Source organism: Longimicrobium sp. (assembly GCA_036389795.1).
Taxonomy (GTDB): domain Bacteria; phylum Gemmatimonadota; class Gemmatimonadetes; order Longimicrobiales; family Longimicrobiaceae; genus Longimicrobium.
On the sequence record DASVWD010000264.1, the window covers coordinates 45,627 to 64,969 of the forward strand.

A 19,343-nucleotide genomic window follows, 5' to 3' on the forward strand; every position below is an offset into this window, starting at 1 on the left:
CCATACCCTCGCGACGACGAAGGGCGGGGCTCAGCTGCGCGCCGCCGAATCGGGCGGGCACCGCGGCGGGGGCGGCGACGCGGCCGACTCGTTTTCCACCCGGATGCGGAAGCGGCCGTCGTGGCGCACCAGGAGCGCGGTGTACGCGTACGGCGGCAGCTGGCGCTCGGCGCTCACCCCCCAGACGAACTGGCCGGTGACCACCACTGCGTCCGGACCCACCGGCTCGTACGACAGGTTGCGCCACTCGAAGCTGGCCGGCGGCCGCCAGCGGCCGTGGTAGATCGCCCGGATCGAGTCCGGCGGGAGGAAGGCCTTCTCGCCGTCGCCCACCATGTAGGCGCCCCGCGGATCGTAGCGCCCCACCAGCAGGTCCCGCTCGCCGGCCAGGAGGTCGCGCGCGTAGCTCTCCATGAACGCCTGCGCCTCGCCCACCAGCGCAGCCGAATTTCCAGGCGCCGACGCCGGATCGCCCGGCCGCGGACCCGCGCTGCAGCCGGCCGCGAGCAGGAGCGAGAGACAGGCGATGACGCGACGGTTGGCGAAGGCGGGCATCGGGTTCTCCACAGGACGCGAAGGGACGTCGGCCAAATGTCGGAAGGGGTCCTGCCCGCAACTGCGACCGGAGGCGGTCCTCGTCGACGAGTCTGATCCCACTTTGCAAGGATCGTTCTGGTATCAGACTCCGAAAAATTCTCACACGGAGGAACAGAGGAAAGCATCCGTTCCTCTGTTCCTCTGTTTCTCTGTGTGAGTTCATTCTGTGCAGAGCCGGAACGATGGCACTCGGCAGCATGGTACGAGGTCTACTCCACCCCGGCGCGCGGGAGGGTGAGGGTGAAGGTGGAGCCGCGGCCCTCCTCGCTGCGCACGCGCAGGTCGCCGCCCATCCCGCGCGCCAGGTCGCGGCTGATCGCCAGGCCCAGCCCCGTCCCCTCGGAGCGGCGCGTGCGGCTCATGTCCACCTGCACGAACGGCTCGAACACCGACGCCTGCAGCTCGGGCGGGATGCCGATGCCGGTGTCGGCCACGCGCAGGTAGACCACGTCCGGACGCTCGGGGCGCGAGGCCGCGTTCACCGACACGCGGCCGCCCTGCGGGGTGAACTTGATGGCGTTGCTGAGCAGGTTGATCACGACCTGCTGCACCTTCTCGCGGTCGGCCCACGCCACCACGCCGGGCTCCACTCCCACCTCGAGCGCCAGCCCCCGCGCGGCGAGCTGCGGCTCCACCATCGGCGCCACCGTGGCCAGGAGCTCCGCCAGGTCCACGTCCTCGAGCACGTACTCCACGCGCCCGGACTCGATGCGGGCCAGGTTCAGCACGTCGTTGATCAGCCGCAGCAGGTGCTGCTGGCTGCGCCCGATGCGGCCCAGCGCCAGGAGCTGCGCCTCGGTGACGGGGCCGTGGATCCCCATCTCCAGCAGCTGCACGTAGCCGGCGATGGCGTTCAGCGGGGTGCGCAGCTCGTGGCTCATCACCGCCAGGAAGCTGCTCTTGGCCCGGTTGGCCTCCTCGGCGGCGGCCCTCTGGCGCTCCAGCTCCCGGCCGTGCTCCACCAGCGCGCCGTTGGCGGCCTCCAGCTCCGTCGCCTGCTCCTGGAGGCGCTCCTGCTGGAGCTCCAGCTCCACCGCCTGCTCCTCGAGCAGCGCGTTGGCCCGGCGCAGCTCCGCCTCGCTGGCCTCGGCCGCGGCGCGCGCCCGTTCGGCCTCCTTCCGCGCCCGCAACAGCTCGTCCTCGAACTTCCGCCGCTCGACCACGCGCATGAGCACGCAGTCGTTGGCGAAGGCGCCGCCGCGCTCGCGCCGCGCCGCGTTGGCCAGCACGCCGACGTCGCCGCCGTCCTTCGCCCGGAGGAGGAGGAACACCTCCTCGGCGCGGCCGTGCAGGCGGACGAGGGGGAAGAAGTGCGTCTGGTAGAAGATGCGGCTGCCCGTGGTGAGGATGGCGTCGATCGGCCGGCCCTCCAGCTCGCCGCGGGCGTAGCCGAGCATCTCCGCCAGCGTGGCGTTGGCGGCGGTGATGGTGCCGTCGTCGGCGAACGAGACGAAGCCGCACGGGGCATGGTCCAGAAGCTCGCCCAGCGCGGCGCCGTCCGCGGCCGGGGTGGCGCGGGCCATCAGCCCGCGCGCGCCGGGTGGAGGTACTCCTGCATCAGCCGGATCGTCTCCTCCGGGTGGCTCATGTGCGGGCAGTGCCCGGTGGCGCTCATCACCTTCAGCGTGCTGCCGCGCAGCTCGCGGTGCAGGTAGTCGCCCACCTCCAGCGGCGCCACCATGTCGTCGGTGCACTGCAGGATGAGCGAGGGCACCGTCACGTGCGCCAGGTCGGCGCGGTTGTCGGCCAGAAAGGTGGCCTCCGCGAAGCGGCGGGCGACCACGGGGTCGGTGGAGCAGAAGCTCTCCGTGAGCTCTTCCCCCAGCTCCGGGCGGTCGGGGTTCTTCATGATGGCGGGCGCCAGGAAGCCGGCCCAGCCGATGAAGTTGCGGTCCATCATCTCCAGCAGCCCCTCGATGTCGGCGGGCTCGAAGCCGCCCACGTACGGCGGGTCGTTCACGTAGCGCGGCGAGGGCCCGATCAGCACCAGCCGGTCGAAGCGCTCCGGCTCGCGGTTGGCCGCCAGCACCGCCACCATGCTGCTCACCGAGTGGCCGACCAGGACCACGTCGCGCAGGTCGAGGGCGTGCACCACGTCCAGCACGTCCTGCGCGTAGCCGCCCAAGGTGGAGTAGCGCCCGGCGTCCCACGCGCCCACGTCGCTCTTCCCCGCGCCCACGTAGTCGAAGAGCACCACCCGGTAGTCGTCCTCGAACGCCGGCGCCACGAAGCGCCACATGTTCTGGTCGCACCCGAAGCCGTGCGCGAAGAGCATCGGCTGCGTGCCGCGCCCGGAGACCTTCACGTTGTTGCGCCGCAGGATGTCGGTCACGTTTCCGTCTTTGTCGAAGGGGATGGAGAAAGCCAAGCACCTCCGGCACCGCAAGCATCGTGCAGTACGGATGCGGTGCGGGCGCCTGCGCACAGCGCCCGGCGAGTGCTCATACTGTCGCAAAAGGAAACCTCGGACTATAATGCGTTCAATTTGTTCACCTTTCTCGGCGGGTCATGAGCGCGCGTCCTCACCGGTCCCACGAACTCCAACCGCACGATCAGGAGCGTACGAGCCGATCCAGGGTGGCGGCCGCGCCCCGCATGCCGGCGTGGCGGGAGCCCTGGCGCATGGCCGACGAGCGGCTCCCGCGGGAAACCCGGTTCGTCGTCTGGCGCGTGCTCGCCGACTTCGAGCTCTGGACGGCGGAGCGGTCTCCGGACCTGTTCTGGCCGCGCGGCATCGGCTTCGTCCGAAGCCTGTACCCGGACGAGTTGAAGGGCGCGCTGAAGGCGCTGGAAGCGATCTGGATCAGCCCGCACCTGGTGGACGAGGGCAGGATGGCCGGCGCCTGCGAGGCGATCTGGCTGTGGGCGGAGGCGAGGGAGCACCTGGAGATCGCCCTGCAGTTCGCCGAGCTCGCCGCCAGGCTGGAGCCGGACCGGGCGGACCGGGCTTCCACGGCGGGGAGGCTGGCGAGGCGCCGCGGCGAGTTCGCGCGCGGGACCGTCTGGTTCGCGCGCGCGCTGAGGCAGGCGACCCGCGACAAGGACCTGATCAACAAGGCGATCGCCCAGCTGGGCTGGAGTGCGCTCGAACTGGAGCTGGGAAACCTGGGCCAAGCCATCCACCATGCCACGAAGGCGTTCCGGGCTGCGATGCGGGCTGGCAGGAGAAGCCTTGCAGCATCAGCTTCGCACGATCTAATGGCCTGCTACATCCACCGGGAGCGCTACGAGGAAGCTCTGATGCACTCGCGCAGCGCGGTGGCGATGTACAAGCTGGACCATCCGCGCTTCCCGGGCCTCGCGCACGACGTCGCGGTCCTCTGGAGCCGGCTGGGATACCATTCGAGTGCTCTCGTTGTCTTCCAGATGATCCTGGCGGACATGCAGCGAGTGGAGGATCACACGACGGCCCTGGCCAACATCGCCAGGTCTGCCGCGGCGTGCAGGGACCGCGTGAGTTACCAGCGGGCGATGGAAGAGGCCCTGGCGGCAGTGAAGGCCAAAGCCCCGGTTCGGACCTCGACCTACTTCCATCTCGCATGGGCAGCCCGCACCTACGAAGACTGGACTCTGGCCGAGAAGCTCGCGAAGGCGTATCTCGCCCGCTGCCCCGACACGCACAAGCCGCGCGCACGGAAGCTCCTCGAGGAGATCTGCGAGCGAAAGCCCGGGGAGGCGGACATCATCCCTGATCCGGGATCGGAACTCGAGCAGTCTCGTACGACGCTGCTTCGGAAGCTGCGGAGGCGTGCCGCCTCAGGGCCTGACGCGGCGACGCCCCCACCTGAGCGCTACCCCCTCGGCTAATAGCCGCTGCCCACCGTGCCGCCGATCTTGGGCGTGGTGTCCGGTGGGGTAGTGTTGTAGCCACTCCCGACCATCCCCGTCTCCATTCTCGCCTCACCACCCGACAACTCTGCCGGCGCGGTGGAGTTGCCGCACGCACCGACACCGAGCAGCGCCAGGCAGGCCACGACCGTCGCGATCCTCCTCATTCCTTCCTCCATCTTTGGGGTTCACATCGACTTGCACGCGCAGGACGCCGGGCGTGCGAGTTGGGACAGCAATGGTAGTATACAGGTTGGACACGCTCAGGGGGACAGGATGTGTGGTATCCTGGCGAGCGGGCGTACCGCACTCCCTGGCGGCGTCGGCACGATCGGCGGCAAAGCTTTGATGTGCTGGAATGCGGGTCGGTATCCTGGCGCCAGGAAAGCGGTCCACCACGCGCCAGGAGGCGGAAAATGGGGAGGAGGAAGATCGATGCCGACGAGGAGGAGGTGCTCGCGGTACTGAGCGAGGCGGCGGCGGAGGGCAGGGGCTGGAAGCGGGGCCGGGTGCGAGGCTGGCTGCTGGGAAGCGAGATCAACGGCGCCACGGGAAGCCCGGTCGCGTCCGACTCGTGCCAGCGCCTGCGCAAGGCGGGGCTCGTGCGCGGAGAGGCCGTGTGGGATCCCGGCCGGCTCGACCGCCCCATGGTCCTGTGGCGCATCACCCGGCGCGGCGAGGAGGAGATCGCCGGGAAGCACGGGCGGACGCCCGCGCAGCTCCCGGTCCCCCGCGTGGGAGCGCGGGACGACCGCGTGATCTACGTCTCGCGCGAGGTGTGGCGGTGCCTGGCGGCGCTGCAGGAGAACGACGGATGGGTGCGTTGGGTCGAGCTGCAGGAGCAGGTGGAGCGGCGATACCGTGAGTGGGCGCACCTGGACGATGTCCGCCTGCTGGTCCGGCGCGGGCTGGCGGAGCGAGAGGCGAGGCCCGGGGAGCGCAGGTCGGTCCTGTGGCTTCGCGCAACGGACCGTGGGCGCGGGGTGAGTCTGCTGGACGGAAGGACGAGCCCGGCCCTCGTCCAGATCCGCCTTCCGCCCGAGGGGGACGAGCGCGGGAGGGAGGGATGACCGCCCCTCCCGCGGGTCACCCGCTCGTCTCGCTGCTGCTCCAGAGCCGGGCCACGCCAGAGTTTTTCCGCCGTTACCTGGCGGATGCCGTCGCCAGCAGGCGCATCAGCAGGAAGGGGCTCGGGGAGCAGATCGGGATCAGCAGGCAGGCCGTCGCGGATTTCCTTACGGGGCGCGAGCCGACGGCGGAGACGCTCCGGAAGATGCGCGGGTGGCTCGTGTCCGACGCCTTGGAGCGGGAAGACGACGGGCCGCCCGAAGCCTACCTGGTGGCCGCCGGCATCCTCCTGCGTGACTGCCGTGGGGAGGATGCCGCGCAGGCGCTGTCCGAGGTGCTGGAGGTGGTCGAGAGGGCGGCGGAACGCGCGGGAGAGCCCGTACCGGAATGGATCGCGGAGGTGCGGCGCGAGGCGGGAATCGGGGGCGAAGGCCCCCCGTTGCGCCGCCGGGCGAGAGGGAGAGGCCCGGCGGCATGAACTTTCGCGACCGGCACGCGGCCGGAGACCATCACGTTGTCACGTTTCCGTTTCGTCGCGGGGGGGAGGAGAGGGAGCAAGGGTCTTCGACTCCGCAGGGACAGCAGTGGCTGCTCCGGCGCGGGGGACGGACGGGGCGTGCGCGGGGGCGCCCCGCATCCTATCTTGGCCCGCCCGAAGCGGCCCCGGCGCGAGCGCCGCATCCCCGCGAACCCTGGAGACGAATCCGCCATGCACCGGCCCAGCATCGCCCTTCCCGTGTTCCTGGCGCTCCTGGCTGCGGCGGCGCCCGCGCGCGCCGCCGCGCAGCAGGCGGCGGACAGCGCCGCGCTGGTGACGGTGCTGGGGGCGGACACGCTCGCCCTGGAGCGCTGGGTGCGCGCCGGAGACCGGGTGACGGCCGACGTGGTGGTGCGCTCGCCGCGGACCACGCTCAGGCGCTACCTGCTGGAGCTGGGACCGGACGGGGCCATGCGGCGCTTCGAGGAGCGCACCTTCGACCCCGCCGCTCCCGAGCGCGGGCCGCTGCGCACGGAGCGGCTGGAGCGCCAGGGCGACGGGTGGGCGCGCACGGTGGTGGAGGGCGACAGCACGGCCTCCGGCACCGTGGCAGGGCCGGCGGAGGCGCTCCCCTTCGTGGACCTGGTGCACTGGCCGTTCGAGCTGGTGCTGGCGCGCCCCCGGGGCGCGGCGGCGGACGCGGAGGAAGAGGCGCCGCTCCTTGCCGGCGGGCGCGTCCTCCCCTTCCGCGTCCGCCGCTTCGGCGCGGACTCGGTGGCGCTCACCCACCCGCTGCGGGGGACGACGACGGCGCGGGTGGACGCCCGCGGCCGCCTGCTGAGCCTGGACGCGGGGCGGACCACGCGCAAGGTGCGGGTCACCCGCACCCCGTGGCCGGCGCTGGAAGAGCGCGCCCGCGCCTGGGCGGCGGCCGACGCGGCGGGGCGCGGGATCGGGGAGCTGTCGGGGCGCGGACGCGCGGAAGCGGTGGTGGCGGGGGCGCGCATCGCGGTGGACTACGGGACGCCGATGAAGCGGGGGCGCGAGATCTTCGGCGCGGTGGTGCCGTGGGGGCAGGTGTGGAGGACGGGCGCCAACCGCGCCACGCACTTCTCCACCGACCGCGCGCTCGTCCTGGGCGACCCGGCCACGGGCACGCTGGCGGTGCCGCCGGGCGAGTACACGCTCTTCTCCATCCCCGCCCCCGACGGCGGGCTGCTGATCGTCAACCGCCAGACGGGCCAGAACGGCACCGCCTACGACGTCGCGCAGGACCTGGGGCGCGTGCGGATGCGCATCGGCAAGCTCCCCGACGTGGTGGAGCGCTTCACCGTCGAGGTCGAGGAAGAGGCCCGCGGCGGCGGCGCGCTGCACCTGCGGTGGGACCGGACGCAGTTCACCGTGCCGTTCGCGGTGCAGTGAAGACGGGGCCGGATGCGCCTGGCGCCGTCTCAAGCACATGAAAAGACCCGGCGAGGAACAGATCCTCGCCGGGTCTTCGTATGCCTCTTTGGGTGATCGTCCTCAGTCGCCCATGGCCGGCACGGGCGGGACCTCGCCGCCGCTGGCCCACGGGTCCTCGCGCAGCCAGGTGCGGTCGCGCGGGGAGAAGAGGAAGACGAGGCCGCCGCCGCCGAGCTTCGGGAGGAGCTCCCGCGCCCGCTCCGGCTCCATGGCCGGGCAGCCCTCGCTCCTGCCGGCCTTGTCGGGTGTGACGTACGGGGCGCCGTGGGCCACCACCCGCCGCTCGCGCGCGGCGCTGTTGAAGCGCCCGGACAGGCCGCGCATCCGCATCCCGATGGAGCGGTAGACCTGGCCGCCGGCGTGGCCGGTGAACTCGTAGACCTCCTGCGCCAGGAAGAGGCCCAGCGACGACGTGGCGCTCCCCGAGCGGTTGGAGAACAGCGTCGGCACGCCCTCGCCCTCGGGCGCGGACCCGCGGCCGTGGGCCACGGTGAAGGGCCCGTCCACCACCTTCAGGGCGTCCATGTCGAACACCCACCCGCGCGGCGTGCGGCTGTCGAGCCCGTAGTCCACGAAGTACAGGTACGGCTTGCGGACCTCTTCGGGGTGCGCCGCCCGGTAGTTGAAGTAGGCGCGGAACGCCATCCGCAGCGCGTCGGGGTCGCTCTTCCTCCCCACCCGGGCCGACAGGCGGCTGAGCGCGGTCTGCACCTCGGCCGCCCGCGCGCCGCTCTCGATCCCCGCGCTGGCCAGCACGGCGCGCGCGGCCACGAGCGCCGGGCTCGCGGGCCGCGGGGCCGGAGCCTCCACGGCGGCCGCGGAGTCGGCGCGGCCGAGGAGCCGCTCCAGATCGGCCCCCATCTCCTCGCCCGTCGTGTCGCGGCGGGCTTCCACGGCGCCCGCGGACGCGGGCGGATGCACGGCTTCTCCCAGGCCGGCGCCGATCCCTATGGAGACGGCGGCGGCGATCATCAACAGATTCGAACGCATTTCCTGCTATCACTGACGGGGCGCGCCACACGGGCACGGTCCCGAAGGTTTCCGGGTCGAGTCAACGAAAGCGCCCCCGTACTTGGCGGTACGGGAGCGCGGTCCCCCTGGCGTTGTTTCTCAGGACAAGAAAACTAGCGTATTTGTAAACATTTGTCAACCAACGAGATGTGGGATTTTTCCCGATTCCGTGCCGGGAAAATCAGAGGGATCGAGGGATTACGGCAGCAAGCCAGGGCGGCTCCCGGTCAGCCCCGGCGGGCGGGCTGGAGCCGCCGCGGTACGGGGGGTGCAAACCGACGCGGCGCCGCCGCCCGGAAGCGCGGGGCGGCGGCCGTTCATCACCCGGATCCGGACCGTCAGGTGAAGGAAGTCACCACCCACCGCTCGCTGGTGCTCGCCGCGCTCCTGCTGGCGATGTTCATGGCGGCCATCGAGGGGACCATCGTGGCCACGGCCATGCCCAGCATCGCCGCCGAGCTGGGCGGGTTCTCGCTCTACAGCTGGGTGTTCTCGTCGTTCCTGCTGATGCAGGCCGTCACCATCCCGATCTTCGGCAAGCTCTCGGATCTGCTGGGGCGCAAGCCCGTGTTCATCGCCGGGATCGTGGTGTTCCTGGCCGGCTCGGTGTTGTGCGGGCTGGCGCGCTCGATGGGCGTGCTGGTGGCGTTCCGCTTCCTGCAGGGCCTGGGCGCGGGCGCGGTGCAGCCGATCACGGTGACGCTGGCCGGCGACCTGTACTCGCTGGAGGAGCGCGGCCGCATCCAGGGGTGGATCTCCAGCGTCTGGGGGATCTCGTCGATCGTGGGGCCGTTGGCGGGCGGGCTGGTCGTGCACAGCGTGGGGTGGCCGTGGATCTTCTGGATCAACCTGCCGTTCGGCGTGGCGGCCATCGTGCTGGTGACGCTGTACCTGCACGAGGGGGTGGAGCGCGAGGAGAAGAGCATCGACTACGCGGGCGCCGCGCTGCTCCTGGCCGGCGTGGGCGCGCTGATGCTGGCGCTCACGCAGGCGGGCACCTGGGGCGCCGGCGCGCTCGTTCCGCTGCTGGCGGCGTTCGCCGTGGCGCTCGCGCTCTTCGTGCGGCAGGAGCGCCGCGCCCCGGACCCGCTGATGCACCTGGAGCTGTGGCGGAGCCGGCTGATCCGCTACGCCAACCTGGCCGCGCTGGCGTCGGGGGTGCTGATGATCGGCCTCATCACCTTCCTGCCCACGTACGTGCAGGGGGTGCTGGGCGGCTCGGCGCTGCTGGCGGGCTTCACCCTCTCGGCCATGACGCTGGGGTGGCCGCTGGCCGCCTTCGCCGCGGGGCCGCGGATCGCGCGCCGGGGGGTGCGCCGCTTCGTGCGCGTGGGGGGGTGCGCGCTGGTGCTGGGCACGCTGCTGATCGCGGCGCTCTCCGGGCGGGGCGCGCTCCCGGCGGGGGCCGGGTCGTTCCTGGTGGGCGTGGGGATGGGGCTGGTGAACAGCGTCACGCTGGTGGCCATCCAGGCCAGCGTGCCGTGGAGCCAGCGCGGCGTGGCCACCGCGTCGAACATGCTGATGCGCATCCTGGGCAACGCGCTGGGCGCGGCGCTCTTCGGCGGGCTGCTGAACCTGCTGATGGGCCGCTGGGTGGGGCGCGGGCCGCTCCGGGGCCGGGTGTCGCTGGACAGCATCCAGGACCTGCTGGGCGAGCCCTCGCGCGCCGCCGGCCTCACCGAGGGCATGCTGGCGCTGCTGCGCCGGGGGCTGTCGGAGAGCCTGCACTGGGTGTTCTGGGGGATCGTGCTGTTCGCCGTGATCACCCTTCTGGCCGCCTGGCGCATCCCCGAGCTGGAGCGCGGCGAGTGACACGCGTCCGACGACTGAAAGACGACTGCTTTTCTCACGCAGAGGAAGCAGAGCTGGCAGAGGGTTAGCAGAGGGGTTCTCTGCTACCTCTGCTTCCTCTGCGTGAGGCCTGATGTTTTTCCGGCCCGGGATGAGTGGCTCCCACGTGCGTCTCCGGATCGCCGGACCGGTACACAACGTGCGCGGCTCGCGGGTCATGGCCACCCCCGCGACGCAGACGCCCTCCGAGCCGGCCTCCCTGGCCGGCGTCCCGCGGAGGAGCACGCCGCTCGCGCTCCTCCCCTTCGCCTTCGTGATCGCCGCCCTGCTGGCGCTGGCGGTCTCTCCCATCCTCATGGTGCGCCGCCTGGACGAGCTCCGCGACGAGACCGAGTCCACCATCGGGCCGTCCAGCTCCCTGGTGCCCCAGCTCAGCCTCGTGTTCACCCAGGAGGCCACGGAGCACGACCACTGGAGGCTGACCCGCGACACCGCCGCCCTGGCGCGCTACCGCGGCTTCCGTGGCAGGGAGGACACCATCTTCGCGCGCCTCGACACGCTTGCGCCCCGCATCGACACGGCCGTGGTCGCGCGCGTGGCGGAGCTGCGGCGGCTCGCCGGGCGCTGGCACGGCGCGCTCGACGCCCGCGTCGGCGGGCGCATCGCCGACACGGAGTTCGAGTCGCCCCCGGTGGTGGCGCTCGCGGATTCGCTGCGCGCGGCCACCGACTCGCTCGAGGGGGCGCTCCACGGCGCCATGGAGGCGGACATCGCGGAGGGGGAGGGCGTGGTGCGCGGCCAGCGGCGGATCTCCGTCGCGCTCGGCCTGCTCGCCCTGCTGGCCGTGCTGATGGTCGCCCGGTCGGCGCGGCGCGAGCGCGAGCTGACCCGGCGGCTGGCGCGGGCGGTGGAGGAGGAGGCGCGGCTCCGGGCGGTGGCCGAGCAGCGGCGCGAGGACGTGGAGCGCATCGGCGAGAGCAAGGCCCGGCTGATGCGCGGCTTCGGGCACGACGTGAAGAACCCCCTGGGGGCCGCCGACGGCTACCTCCAGCTCCTGGAGGAGGGGATGATGGACCCCGTCACCCCGCGCCAGAAGGAGGGCCTGGAGAAGGCCCGCCGCTCGGTCGCCGCGGCGCTCAACCTGATCGAGGACCTGCTGGAGATCGCGCGGGCGGAGACGGGGAACATCGCGGTGGCGCGCGTGCCCACCGACGTGTGCCGGGTGGTACGCGAGGCGGCCGAGGAGTACCGGGCCCAGGCCGAGGCGAAGGGGCTGGCGCTGGAGGTGGAGCTCCCGGACGGGCTCCCCCTGGTGGAGAGCGACCCCGTGCGCGTGCGGCAGGTGCTCGGCAACCTGATTTCCAACGCGGTCAAGTACACGCCGCGGGGCCGCGTGTCGGTGCGCGCGGGCGTGCGGCCGTACGGGCGGGGGCCCGGCGCCCGGCCCCGCCTGGCCGTGGAGGTCTCCGACACCGGCCTGGGGATCCCGCGGGAGAAGCAGCGCCTCCTCTTCCAGGAGTTCGTCCGCTTCGAGCCCGGCGCCGCGCAGGGGACGGGGCTGGGGCTGGCGATCAGCAGCCGGATCGTGCAGGCGCTCGGGGGCGACATCACGCTGGAGAGCGACGCCGGCCGGGGGAGCACCTTCGTCCTCTGGCTCCCCCTGGAAGGCGCGCCCTCCGCGGCTGAGCGCGGGGCGGGCGTCCTGGCGCACCCCGCCGGGTGAGCCTCCTTCCGCCGCGCCCCAACGCTCCCGCGCCCCGAGAGGTACGCCACGCCGCGCCGGCCCCGGCCGGGACCGGCGGGAAACCCTGTCCCGGAGGCGAGCGGTGGGACGAACCGCCGAGGAGGAGCTGCGCGATGCGGCGCTCGACTTCAGGATCCTCGTCGTCCTGGTGCTGGCGCTCCTCGGCGCGATCACGCTGCTGCTCTGGCCCCTGGGCGAGCTGAAGCTGGCCTTCTCGCTCGCGAAGGGGATGGGCGTGCTCTACGTGACCACATACGTCGTGTTCCTGATCGCGCTGGTCGTCCAGAAGCTCTTCCGCGTGGACCTCGAGGACCGCGTCGACGCGTTCCTGCTCTCGAACCTGGCCGTCAGCGCGCTCCTGCACGTGGGCTGGGCGGCGTTCGCGGCGCTCGCCGTGCGCGCGGCGGCCGCGGGCGAGCCGGTGTGGCGCGCGGCCGTCCTGTGGCTGGTGGGGCTGTTCACCTGCTGGATGGCGTACAACGTGGTGGGCACGTGGTACTCGGGGCGCTTCTACCGCTACAAGAACCTGCCGCTCGCGGCCGCCGGCTTCGCCGTCTTCGCGCTGTGGCCGGCCGCCGCGTGCTTCCTCTTCGGCTGGTACTTCGGCGTGTGGTCTTGAACATCAAAGACAACTGCTTTTTCTCACGCCATGCTGTTTCCATTCGGGGTATGATTCTGTCATGGAGAATCGTGCGGCCCGGGAGGGGACTTTTCTCAGAATACGGGTGAAGGACGATGAGCGTGACGGGGCAGTTTCCGGCGGAGACCAGCGCCAAAGGCGAATTCGTGCGGCAGAAGTACTCGATCCGCGGCCGCATCACGGCGGACGGGTCGTCGGGGTTCCCCGCCGAGCCGGGGCGCTACCACCTGTACGTGTCGCTGGCGTGCCCGTGGGCGCACCGGGCCATCATCGTCCGGCGCCTGCTGGGGCTGGAGGACGTGATCTCAATGTCCGTGGTCGACCCGGTCCGCGACGAGCGGGGGTGGGCGTTCCGCGAGGGGCCCGGCCACGGCCCCGACCCGGTGTGCGGCTTCCAGTTCCTGTCCGAGGCGTACCTGCGCACCGACCCGGGCTACACCGGCCGCTACACCGTGCCGTGCATCTGGGACCGCGTCGCCGGGCGGCTGGTGACCAACAACTACCCCGACATCACCATCGACTTCGAGACGCAGTTCACCGCCTTCCACCGCCCCGGCGCGCCCGACCTGTACCCCGCGCACCTCCGCGCCGAGATCGACGCCGTCAACGATGCGGTCTACGACGACGTCAACAACGGCGTCTACAGGGCCGGCTTCGCCACCTCGCAGGAGGCGTACGAGCGGGCGGTGGACGCGCTCTTCGCGCGGCTCGACTGGCTGGAGGAGCGGCTCGCGGACCGGCGCTACCTGGTCGGCGGCCAGCTCACCGAGGCGGACGTGCGGCTCTTCACCACGCTCGCGCGCTTCGACGCCGTGTACGTGGGCCACTTCAAGTGCAACCTGCGGCGGCTGGTCGACTACCCGAGCCTGTGGGGCTACGCGCGCGACCTCTACCAGCGCCCGGAGTTCGGCGAGACGGTGGACTTCGACCACATCAAGCGGCACTACTACATGACGCACGAGCGCCTGAACCCCTCGCGCATCGTGCCCAAGGGCCCCCTGGTGGACTGGACGGCGCCGCACGGCCGCGAGCGGCTCTCCTGATGGCCGCCGGGGAGGGCGTCGTCGTCCGCGACGCGCGCGACGACGAGCGCGACGCGGTGCGCGAGCTGACGCTGCGGGCGTACGCGGAGTACGCGGGCGTGATGGAGCCGTCCGCGTGGGCCGGGCTCGAGCGGTCGGTGCGGAGCGCGCTCGACTCGGAGGCGGGGGCGGAGCGGATCGTCGCGGAGCACCGGGGGGCGCTGGTGGGGAGCGTGATGCTCTTTCCGCCGGCGGCGGCCACCTACGGCGGCGGCGCGAAGCCGGCGGGCTGGCCCGAGCTGCGCCTCCTCGCGGTCGCGCCCGAGGCACGGGGGCTGGGCGTGGGCCGGGCGCTGGTGGACGAGTGCGTGCGGCGGGCGCGGGCGGCCGGGGCGGCGGAGCTGGGGCTGCACACCTCGAAGAGCATGCGGGCCGCCATCCGCATGTACGAGCGGATGGGCTTTGTCCGCGCCCCCGAGTACGACTTCCGGCCCGAGGGCGCCGAGCTGGTCACGGCGTACCGGCTGCCGCTGGACGGTCCCCGGCGGGTCGAGGGCGGCTGAAGCCGCGGCTACAACGGCAGGAAGCCTCGCAAACCCCGCGAGGCTTCACCTGACCCGAAACCAGGCCCCGGTGCGCGCCGCCGAACCTGGCGAGGACTCGAATCCCAAACGGTGTCAGCCCGAGGGCGCACGCACCGAAGCCGCGTCTGCACAGGAGCTTGTGCGCCCGAAGGATGACAGGCGTGACGATTCGGGTCGCAGACGATCTCCGACGACATCCTGGGCCGTAACGTGGACACAGTGCCTCTTGTGAATCGCGGGCGCGCGCGTATAAATTGGAAACTTACCTTCCAATATTGGGGTAGACTCCGCCCGGCGGTTCCAGGCGAACGCGTGCGATTTCCAGCGGGAGACTCGAGATGGAGTGGACGAACACCGAATCGGGGACCGGAGACGGACTGCTCGGCGCGACGTTCACCACGCCGAAGGACCTCCGGCACCTGGCCGAGCAGTGCCTGGGGCAGCTCTTCGTGCCCACCGAGGTGGTGCACGCCGGCGACCGCGCCGCCACGCTCGTGCTGCGCCCCGAGGGGATGGGCGAGATCCTGGTGCAGGCCGAGCGGGAGCGCCACTTCTCGCCCTACGTGAGCACCCGCGTCGAGCACGTCGGCCGGGCCGCCCGCTGAGGCGGCGGGCCCGCCGCCGGCGGGCTCACCTTGCGTCGATCCCGCCCCTCCGCCCATCTTCCGCCGCGCCCAGCAGCCCGGGCCGATCCGTCTCCCCCTGCACCGGCATCCGTGCGCAAGATCGATCCGCGGAACTTCCAGCGTGCCACGCGCACGACCAGCAAGGAGATCAACCGCCAGATCGTCCTCAACCTGATCCGCGAGTACCAGCCGATCTCGCGGGCCGACCTGGCCCGCCGCATGGAGGTGGCCCGGGCCATCGTGAGCCCGCTGGTCAACGAGCTGATCGAGTGCGGGCTGGTCTACGAGGGGGCGGCGGGGCAGTCGCGCCGCGGCCGCAAGCCCACCCTCCTGCACGTGCGCGCGCACGACCGGCTGGCGGCGGCGGCCGACGTGCGGCTCTCCGAGACGCACGTGATGCTCTGCGACTTCAGCGGGCGGCCGCTGGCGCTGGAGGTGTTCAGGACGCCGCTGGAGCCGGCGGAGCTGGTGGCGGAGCTGGGCGCGCGCGTGCGGCGGCTGCTGGACGCCAACGCGGCGGCCGGCGAGTGCCAGGGGATCGGACTGGTGGTGCCGGGGATGGTGGACCACCGCAGCGGCCGGCTGATGAACGCGCCCACCCTGGGCTGGCGCGACGTGGACCTGCGCGAGCCCCTGGAAGCGGCCGCGGGGCTGCCGGTGCACATCGAGCGCGACGCGGTGGCCTGCGCCCACGCCCGCATGTGGCTGGGGCAGGACCCCGGCGAGGACAGCTTCGCCTACGTGACCTTCTCCGACGGCGTGGGCGCGGGGCTGGTGGTGGGCGGGCGGGTGGTGCGCGGGCACCGCGACGCCGCGGGCGAGTTCGGGCACATCCCGCTCACGCTCGACGGGCCGGCGTGCATGTGCGGCTCGCGCGGGTGCTGGGAGGCGTACACCTCCAACCCCGCCATCGTCGCCCGCTACCTGGGGCGCGAGCTGGCCACCCGCGACAGCTACCGCCAGGTGCGCGAGACGGGGCTCACCGTCTCGGACGTGGTCGCGCGGGCGCGCTCGGGCGACCCGGCGGCGCGCGGGGCGCTGCAGGAGAGCGCGCGCTGGATCGGGCTGGGGCTGGCGGCCATCGTCAACGCGCTGAACCCGGGGCGCATCATCGTGGGCGGCGAGGTGGCGGCGGCGTGGGACCTGGTGGGCCCGCCCGCCTTGGCGGCGATGGCCGAGCGCACGCTCACGCAGGGCACCGCCGCCACCCCCGTGGTCCCCGAGCCGGCCGACGAGCAGACGCGGCTGCGCGGGGCCGCCGCGCTGGTGGTGGCGCCCGTCTTCGCCGCGCCCACCATCGGCTGAAACGGCGAGAGAATTCAGGCTCACACAGAGGCGCAGAGACGCAGAGAAAAAGCAGTTCTCTGTGTCTCTGCGCCTCTGCGTGAGATTCAAGCTGTTTCTTCGGAAACCCAGAGCTGCAGGAGGAGCGTCGGCTCGCGGACCGGACCGGTCAGCGGCAGGGGACGACGACATCCACCTGGACGCCGGGGAGGAAGGGGAGCTGCACCCGCACCGCGGCGTCGCGCCAGGGCGGCGCGCCGGAGAGGAGCACGGTGCGGCTGCGCACCCGCAGCCGCCCGCCCCACCCCGCCACCAGCTCCCCCACGCGCCGCAGCCCCGTCCCCCGCCCTTCCCCGCGGACGGCGCCGTGCACCAGCCCCCGCAGGAGCGCCTCCGGCTCGTCCGGCAGCCCCAGCGACCCCGAGAACCCCACCCCGGCGTCGGCCACCGCGATGCGCAGCTCGCCCGGCGCCGTGCGCCAGGCGGCGGCCCACCCCAGGGCGCCGGAGTGCTCGACGGCGTTCCGGGCCAGCTCGGCCACCACCCACGCGAGCCGGCCGGCGTCCGCCCGCCTCCAGCCGAGCGCACCCAGCCGGTCGAGGAACGGCGCCGACTCCACCGCCTGGCGGAGGGTGTCCGCGCCGCCCGAGTCGGGCACCGGCAGCGGCGGGACCAGCGCGTCGGACGGCACCGGGAGGGCGGGCGCCTCCACGCCCAGGTAGCCGGCCAGGACGGCGAGCGTGAGCAGCGCGCCCGGGTCCGCCGCGCGCACGTGGCGCGCGTCGAGCCGCGGCGGCGCGGCGACGGGCGGGAGCCGCTCCAGCAGCTCCTCCACCGCGTCGGCGTGCAGGCGCAGCGGCAGCGCCACGGGCGGCGCTTCGGCCGCCGCGCTGGAGTACGGGCCCGCCTCCTCCTGGTCCACCAGACGCTCCGTCGTTCCCGTCCCTGCGTACGGCCAGCTTCGCATGCTCCCTCGCTGCAACCTCGGACGTGGCGGAACCGCGCGCAACCCGCCGGGCCGCCGCGCCGCACTGGAGACGATCTCCCGCGGTGCGGGTCACCCCCTGGCGTAAATTGGAACGATCATTTACAAATTGAAAGGGGTGCGGGTTCCATCTGACTTCCCGAAGGCGAGGGCGAGATGAGACGGCGCAGCGGCGCGTACCGGCCGGGTGAGCGATACGTCCTCCAGCACGTGGGAGGCGGCGAGCGGATCGCGCAGGTCGGCCGCGCGCCGGGGCCGTCGGGGCTCGCCCTGTTCCCGGCCGGGGCCGGGGAAGAGCGGGCGGAGCCCACGCTGGCGGGCGGCGAGTGGCTGGTGGAGCCGGGGGAGCGCCTGGTCCGCGACTGGGCGGGGCGCTACTGGAGCGTGACGGCGCGCGCCGCGGACGGCCGGGACGGCGACGGCCCGGGCCCGCGGCCGCCGGGCGGGTGCGAGGTGGTGTTCGCGCGCTTCACGCCCGCCGGCGAGGCCATGTCGTACCGCGTCGCGTCGGCGGTGTGGCCCGGCGAACTGGGCGACGCGGAGCTGGTGCGGATGCTCCGGCGCGCCTGGGACTCGCTCGCCACCGACCGGGCCGAGCGGCTCCGGCGCCTGGGGGCGGGCATGCCCGAGGGGGTCGAGCTCTGATCCCGGTTCCCTGCAGGATCACACCGGTTTCTGAATTCATACCGACAGGGCAGGGATCGAGCGTCCCACACAGAGCAGCAGGGTCAGCAGAGAACGACAGGTTCCTCTGCTGACCCTGCGTGCGATTTCTGGGGGTCGAGCAGGGCGCTTCTTCGGGAAACGACGTCGTCAGAACCGCCCCGCCGGCCGTCGCCTCTCGCGTCCGGCGTGCCGCGAAGGAACGGTGACGGACGGACCGGATGTCGAGGCGCGCATCGCCTCCTGCGCGAGGAGGGCGAGGGCGACGCCGTTGGTCCAGCCGAAGCCGTCCTGGGTGGGGTACTCGCCGCCGCCGGCGGGGCGGGCGGGGTCGACCACGTCGTACTTCTCCATCATCCGCCCCGTGGAGCGGTACGTCCGCCGGACGAGCGCCAGCCAGCGGCGGCGGGCCTCGTCGGCCAGGTCGCCGCGGCCGTAGCGGCGCGCGCCCTCGATGGCGAGCCACTGCAGCGGCGGCCACCCGTTCGGCGCGTCCCACTGCTGGCCCGAGGCGACGGGGGTGGTCACGAACCCGCCGGGGCGGAGGAAGTCGCGCTCTAGGCGGGTGGCCACCGCGCGCCCCTGCTCGGGGGTGGCGAGCCCGAAGTAGAGCGGGGCGGCCGCGGCCAGGGTGGGGCGGTCCGCCACGCGCTCGCCGGTGCGCCAGCGGACGTCGTGGAAGAACCCCGCGCCCGGGTCGTACGCGGCGGCCAGCAGGGCGCGCCGGCGCTCTTCGGCCGCGCGCGCGAACCGCGCCGCGACGTCGGCGTCGCCCGGGCGGCCGCGGAAGGCCCGCAGCGCCGCGATGGTCCGCTCGGCGTGGTAGAGGAGGCTGTTGAGGTCCACCGGCACGAGCTCGGTCGTCTCCAGCGTGCGCAGGTCCGCCGGGTCGCGCATCCAGCGGCTGGAGAAGTCCCACCCGCTCTCGGCCGCCGCGCGCACGTCGCGGTAGAACGCCTCGCGCCTTCCCTCGGGGAGCGTCTGCGCGAGCGCGTGGTCCTCGCGGTACGACTCGGGACGCGGCTCGGGACGGTCGTCCCAGTACCGGTTCAGCAGCGAGCCGTCCGGCAGGCGCGCCACGCGGCGGTGCGCCTCGCCCGGCGCCACGCGCTCCGCGCCCTCCATCCAGAACGCGTGCTCCGCCTCCAGCGCCTCTAGGTACGCGAGCGCCGAGGCGGTGTCGGTCGCCGCGGCGTAGAGCGAGACCATGGCGGCGAAGAACGGCGGCTGGCTGCGGCTCAGGTAGTAGGTGCGGTTGCCGTTGGGGACGTGCCCCACCGTGCGGACCAGGTGGGCGAAGTTGTCGAGCATCCCCCGCACCAGGTCCGTCCGCCCGCTCTCCACCAGCCCCAGCATGGTGAAGTACGAGTCCCAGTAGTAGACCTCGCGGAAGCGGCCGCCGGGGACCACGTACGGGCGTGGGAGCGGGACCAGCGAGGAGCGCGCGTCCGGCGCGTCGGGCGGGCGGGTGAGCGCGGGCCAGAGCGCGCGGAGGTGCGCCTCCATCGCGCGCGAGGGGTCGGCCCGGAAGCCCGCGCCGGCGGGCCGGGGAAGCTCG

At 72.9% G+C, this 19,343-nt stretch carries 19 protein-coding genes; 12 read left to right on the forward strand and 7 right to left on the reverse strand.

Annotated elements, in window-relative coordinates; all coding sequences use genetic code 11:
• Positions 1 to 30: 30 nt before the first annotated feature.
• From VF746_30390 to VF746_30400, 3 genes are all read right to left on the reverse strand, one after another.
• On the reverse strand, positions 31 to 555 hold the full coding sequence (locus tag VF746_30390) for a hypothetical protein (protein HEX8696767.1): 525 nt from the start codon (positions 553 to 555) through the stop codon (positions 31 to 33).
• A gap of 251 nt (positions 556 to 806) precedes the next feature.
• Entirely contained in the window at positions 807 to 2,120 is a 1,314-nt protein-coding gene (locus VF746_30395; GenBank protein ID HEX8696768.1) for a PAS domain-containing sensor histidine kinase, read from the reverse strand.
• The gene (locus tag VF746_30400; protein HEX8696769.1) at positions 2,120 to 2,965 is read right to left on the reverse strand and encodes an alpha/beta hydrolase; all 846 of its coding nucleotides are present in this window, start codon (positions 2,963 to 2,965) and stop codon (positions 2,120 to 2,122) included. The genes VF746_30395 and VF746_30400 overlap by 1 nt, the downstream gene beginning before the upstream one ends.
• Positions 2,966 to 3,219: 254 nt before the next feature.
• Between VF746_30400 and VF746_30405 the strand changes: the two genes are divergently transcribed.
• A complete protein-coding gene (locus tag VF746_30405; GenBank protein HEX8696770.1) occupies positions 3,220 to 4,404 on the forward strand; it encodes a hypothetical protein in 1,185 nt (394 codons plus the stop codon).
• Here VF746_30405 and VF746_30410 read toward each other — a convergent pair.
• A complete protein-coding gene (locus VF746_30410; protein HEX8696771.1) occupies positions 4,401 to 4,592 on the reverse strand; it encodes a hypothetical protein in 192 nt (63 codons plus the stop codon). The two genes, VF746_30405 and VF746_30410, sit on opposite strands and share 4 nt — an antisense overlap.
• Positions 4,593 to 4,841: 249 nt before the next feature.
• On the opposite strand from VF746_30410, the gene VF746_30415 reads away from it, so the two are divergent.
• The 3 genes from VF746_30415 to VF746_30425 all read left to right on the forward strand — a co-directional run bounded on the left by VF746_30415 (position 4,842) and on the right by VF746_30425 (position 7,393).
• Positions 4,842 to 5,495, forward strand: a complete 654-nt coding sequence (locus VF746_30415; GenBank protein ID HEX8696772.1) for a hypothetical protein — start codon at positions 4,842 to 4,844, stop codon at positions 5,493 to 5,495.
• Positions 5,492 to 5,971, forward strand: a complete 480-nt coding sequence (locus tag VF746_30420) for a helix-turn-helix transcriptional regulator (GenBank protein ID HEX8696773.1) — start codon at positions 5,492 to 5,494, stop codon at positions 5,969 to 5,971. The genes VF746_30415 and VF746_30420 overlap by 4 nt, the downstream gene beginning before the upstream one ends.
• A 231-nt stretch (positions 5,972 to 6,202) precedes the next feature.
• The gene (locus VF746_30425; protein HEX8696774.1) at positions 6,203 to 7,393 is read left to right on the forward strand and encodes a DUF2911 domain-containing protein; all 1,191 of its coding nucleotides are present in this window, start codon (positions 6,203 to 6,205) and stop codon (positions 7,391 to 7,393) included.
• Between the two features lie 102 nt (positions 7,394 to 7,495).
• Here the strand turns inward: VF746_30425 and VF746_30430 are convergent, their stop codons facing one another.
• On the reverse strand, positions 7,496 to 8,407 hold the full coding sequence (locus tag VF746_30430; GenBank protein HEX8696775.1) for a murein L,D-transpeptidase catalytic domain family protein: 912 nt from the start codon (positions 8,405 to 8,407) through the stop codon (positions 7,496 to 7,498).
• Between the two features lie 381 nt (positions 8,408 to 8,788).
• Here VF746_30430 and VF746_30435 point away from each other — a divergent pair, with 381 nt between their 5' ends.
• The 7 genes from VF746_30435 to VF746_30465 all read left to right on the forward strand — a co-directional run bounded on the left by VF746_30435 (position 8,789) and on the right by VF746_30465 (position 16,158).
• Positions 8,789 to 10,258, forward strand: coding sequence for an MFS transporter (locus VF746_30435; GenBank protein HEX8696776.1), 1,470 nt, complete (start codon positions 8,789 to 8,791; stop codon positions 10,256 to 10,258).
• A gap of 196 nt (positions 10,259 to 10,454) precedes the next feature.
• Positions 10,455 to 11,960 (forward strand): HAMP domain-containing sensor histidine kinase, encoded by a 1,506-nt coding sequence (locus tag VF746_30440; GenBank protein ID HEX8696777.1) that lies wholly within the window; start codon positions 10,455 to 10,457, stop codon positions 11,958 to 11,960.
• Between the two features lie 103 nt (positions 11,961 to 12,063).
• The gene (locus VF746_30445) at positions 12,064 to 12,600 is read left to right on the forward strand and encodes a hypothetical protein (protein HEX8696778.1); all 537 of its coding nucleotides are present in this window, start codon (positions 12,064 to 12,066) and stop codon (positions 12,598 to 12,600) included.
• A gap of 116 nt (positions 12,601 to 12,716) precedes the next feature.
• Positions 12,717 to 13,664, forward strand: a complete 948-nt coding sequence (locus tag VF746_30450; protein HEX8696779.1) for a glutathione S-transferase family protein — start codon at positions 12,717 to 12,719, stop codon at positions 13,662 to 13,664.
• Positions 13,664 to 14,206 carry a GNAT family N-acetyltransferase gene (locus VF746_30455; protein HEX8696780.1) on the forward strand — a complete coding sequence of 181 codons (543 nt, stop codon included), beginning with the start codon at positions 13,664 to 13,666 and terminating at the stop codon, positions 14,204 to 14,206. The genes VF746_30450 and VF746_30455 overlap by 1 nt, the downstream gene beginning before the upstream one ends.
• 359 nt (positions 14,207 to 14,565) lie before the next feature.
• On the forward strand, positions 14,566 to 14,832 hold the full coding sequence (locus VF746_30460) for a hypothetical protein (GenBank protein ID HEX8696781.1): 267 nt from the start codon (positions 14,566 to 14,568) through the stop codon (positions 14,830 to 14,832).
• Positions 14,833 to 14,943: 111 nt separating this feature from the next.
• On the forward strand, positions 14,944 to 16,158 hold the full coding sequence (locus tag VF746_30465) for an ROK family protein (protein ID HEX8696782.1): 1,215 nt from the start codon (positions 14,944 to 14,946) through the stop codon (positions 16,156 to 16,158).
• Positions 16,159 to 16,306: 148 nt separating this feature from the next.
• On the opposite strand, the gene VF746_30470 is transcribed toward VF746_30465, so the two are convergent.
• Positions 16,307 to 17,104: an ATP-binding protein gene (locus VF746_30470; GenBank protein ID HEX8696783.1), complete on the reverse strand. Its 798-nt coding sequence runs from the start codon at positions 17,102 to 17,104 to the stop codon at positions 16,307 to 16,309.
• A 174-nt stretch (positions 17,105 to 17,278) separates the two neighbouring features.
• On the opposite strand from VF746_30470, the gene VF746_30475 reads away from it, so the two are divergent.
• Entirely contained in the window at positions 17,279 to 17,767 is a 489-nt protein-coding gene (locus tag VF746_30475; GenBank protein HEX8696784.1) for a hypothetical protein, read from the forward strand.
• Between the two features lie 168 nt (positions 17,768 to 17,935).
• Here the strand turns inward: VF746_30475 and treF are convergent.
• A partial coding sequence (gene treF, locus VF746_30480) for an alpha,alpha-trehalase TreF (protein HEX8696785.1) occupies positions 17,936 to 19,343 on the reverse strand: 1,408 nt, incomplete at its 5' end.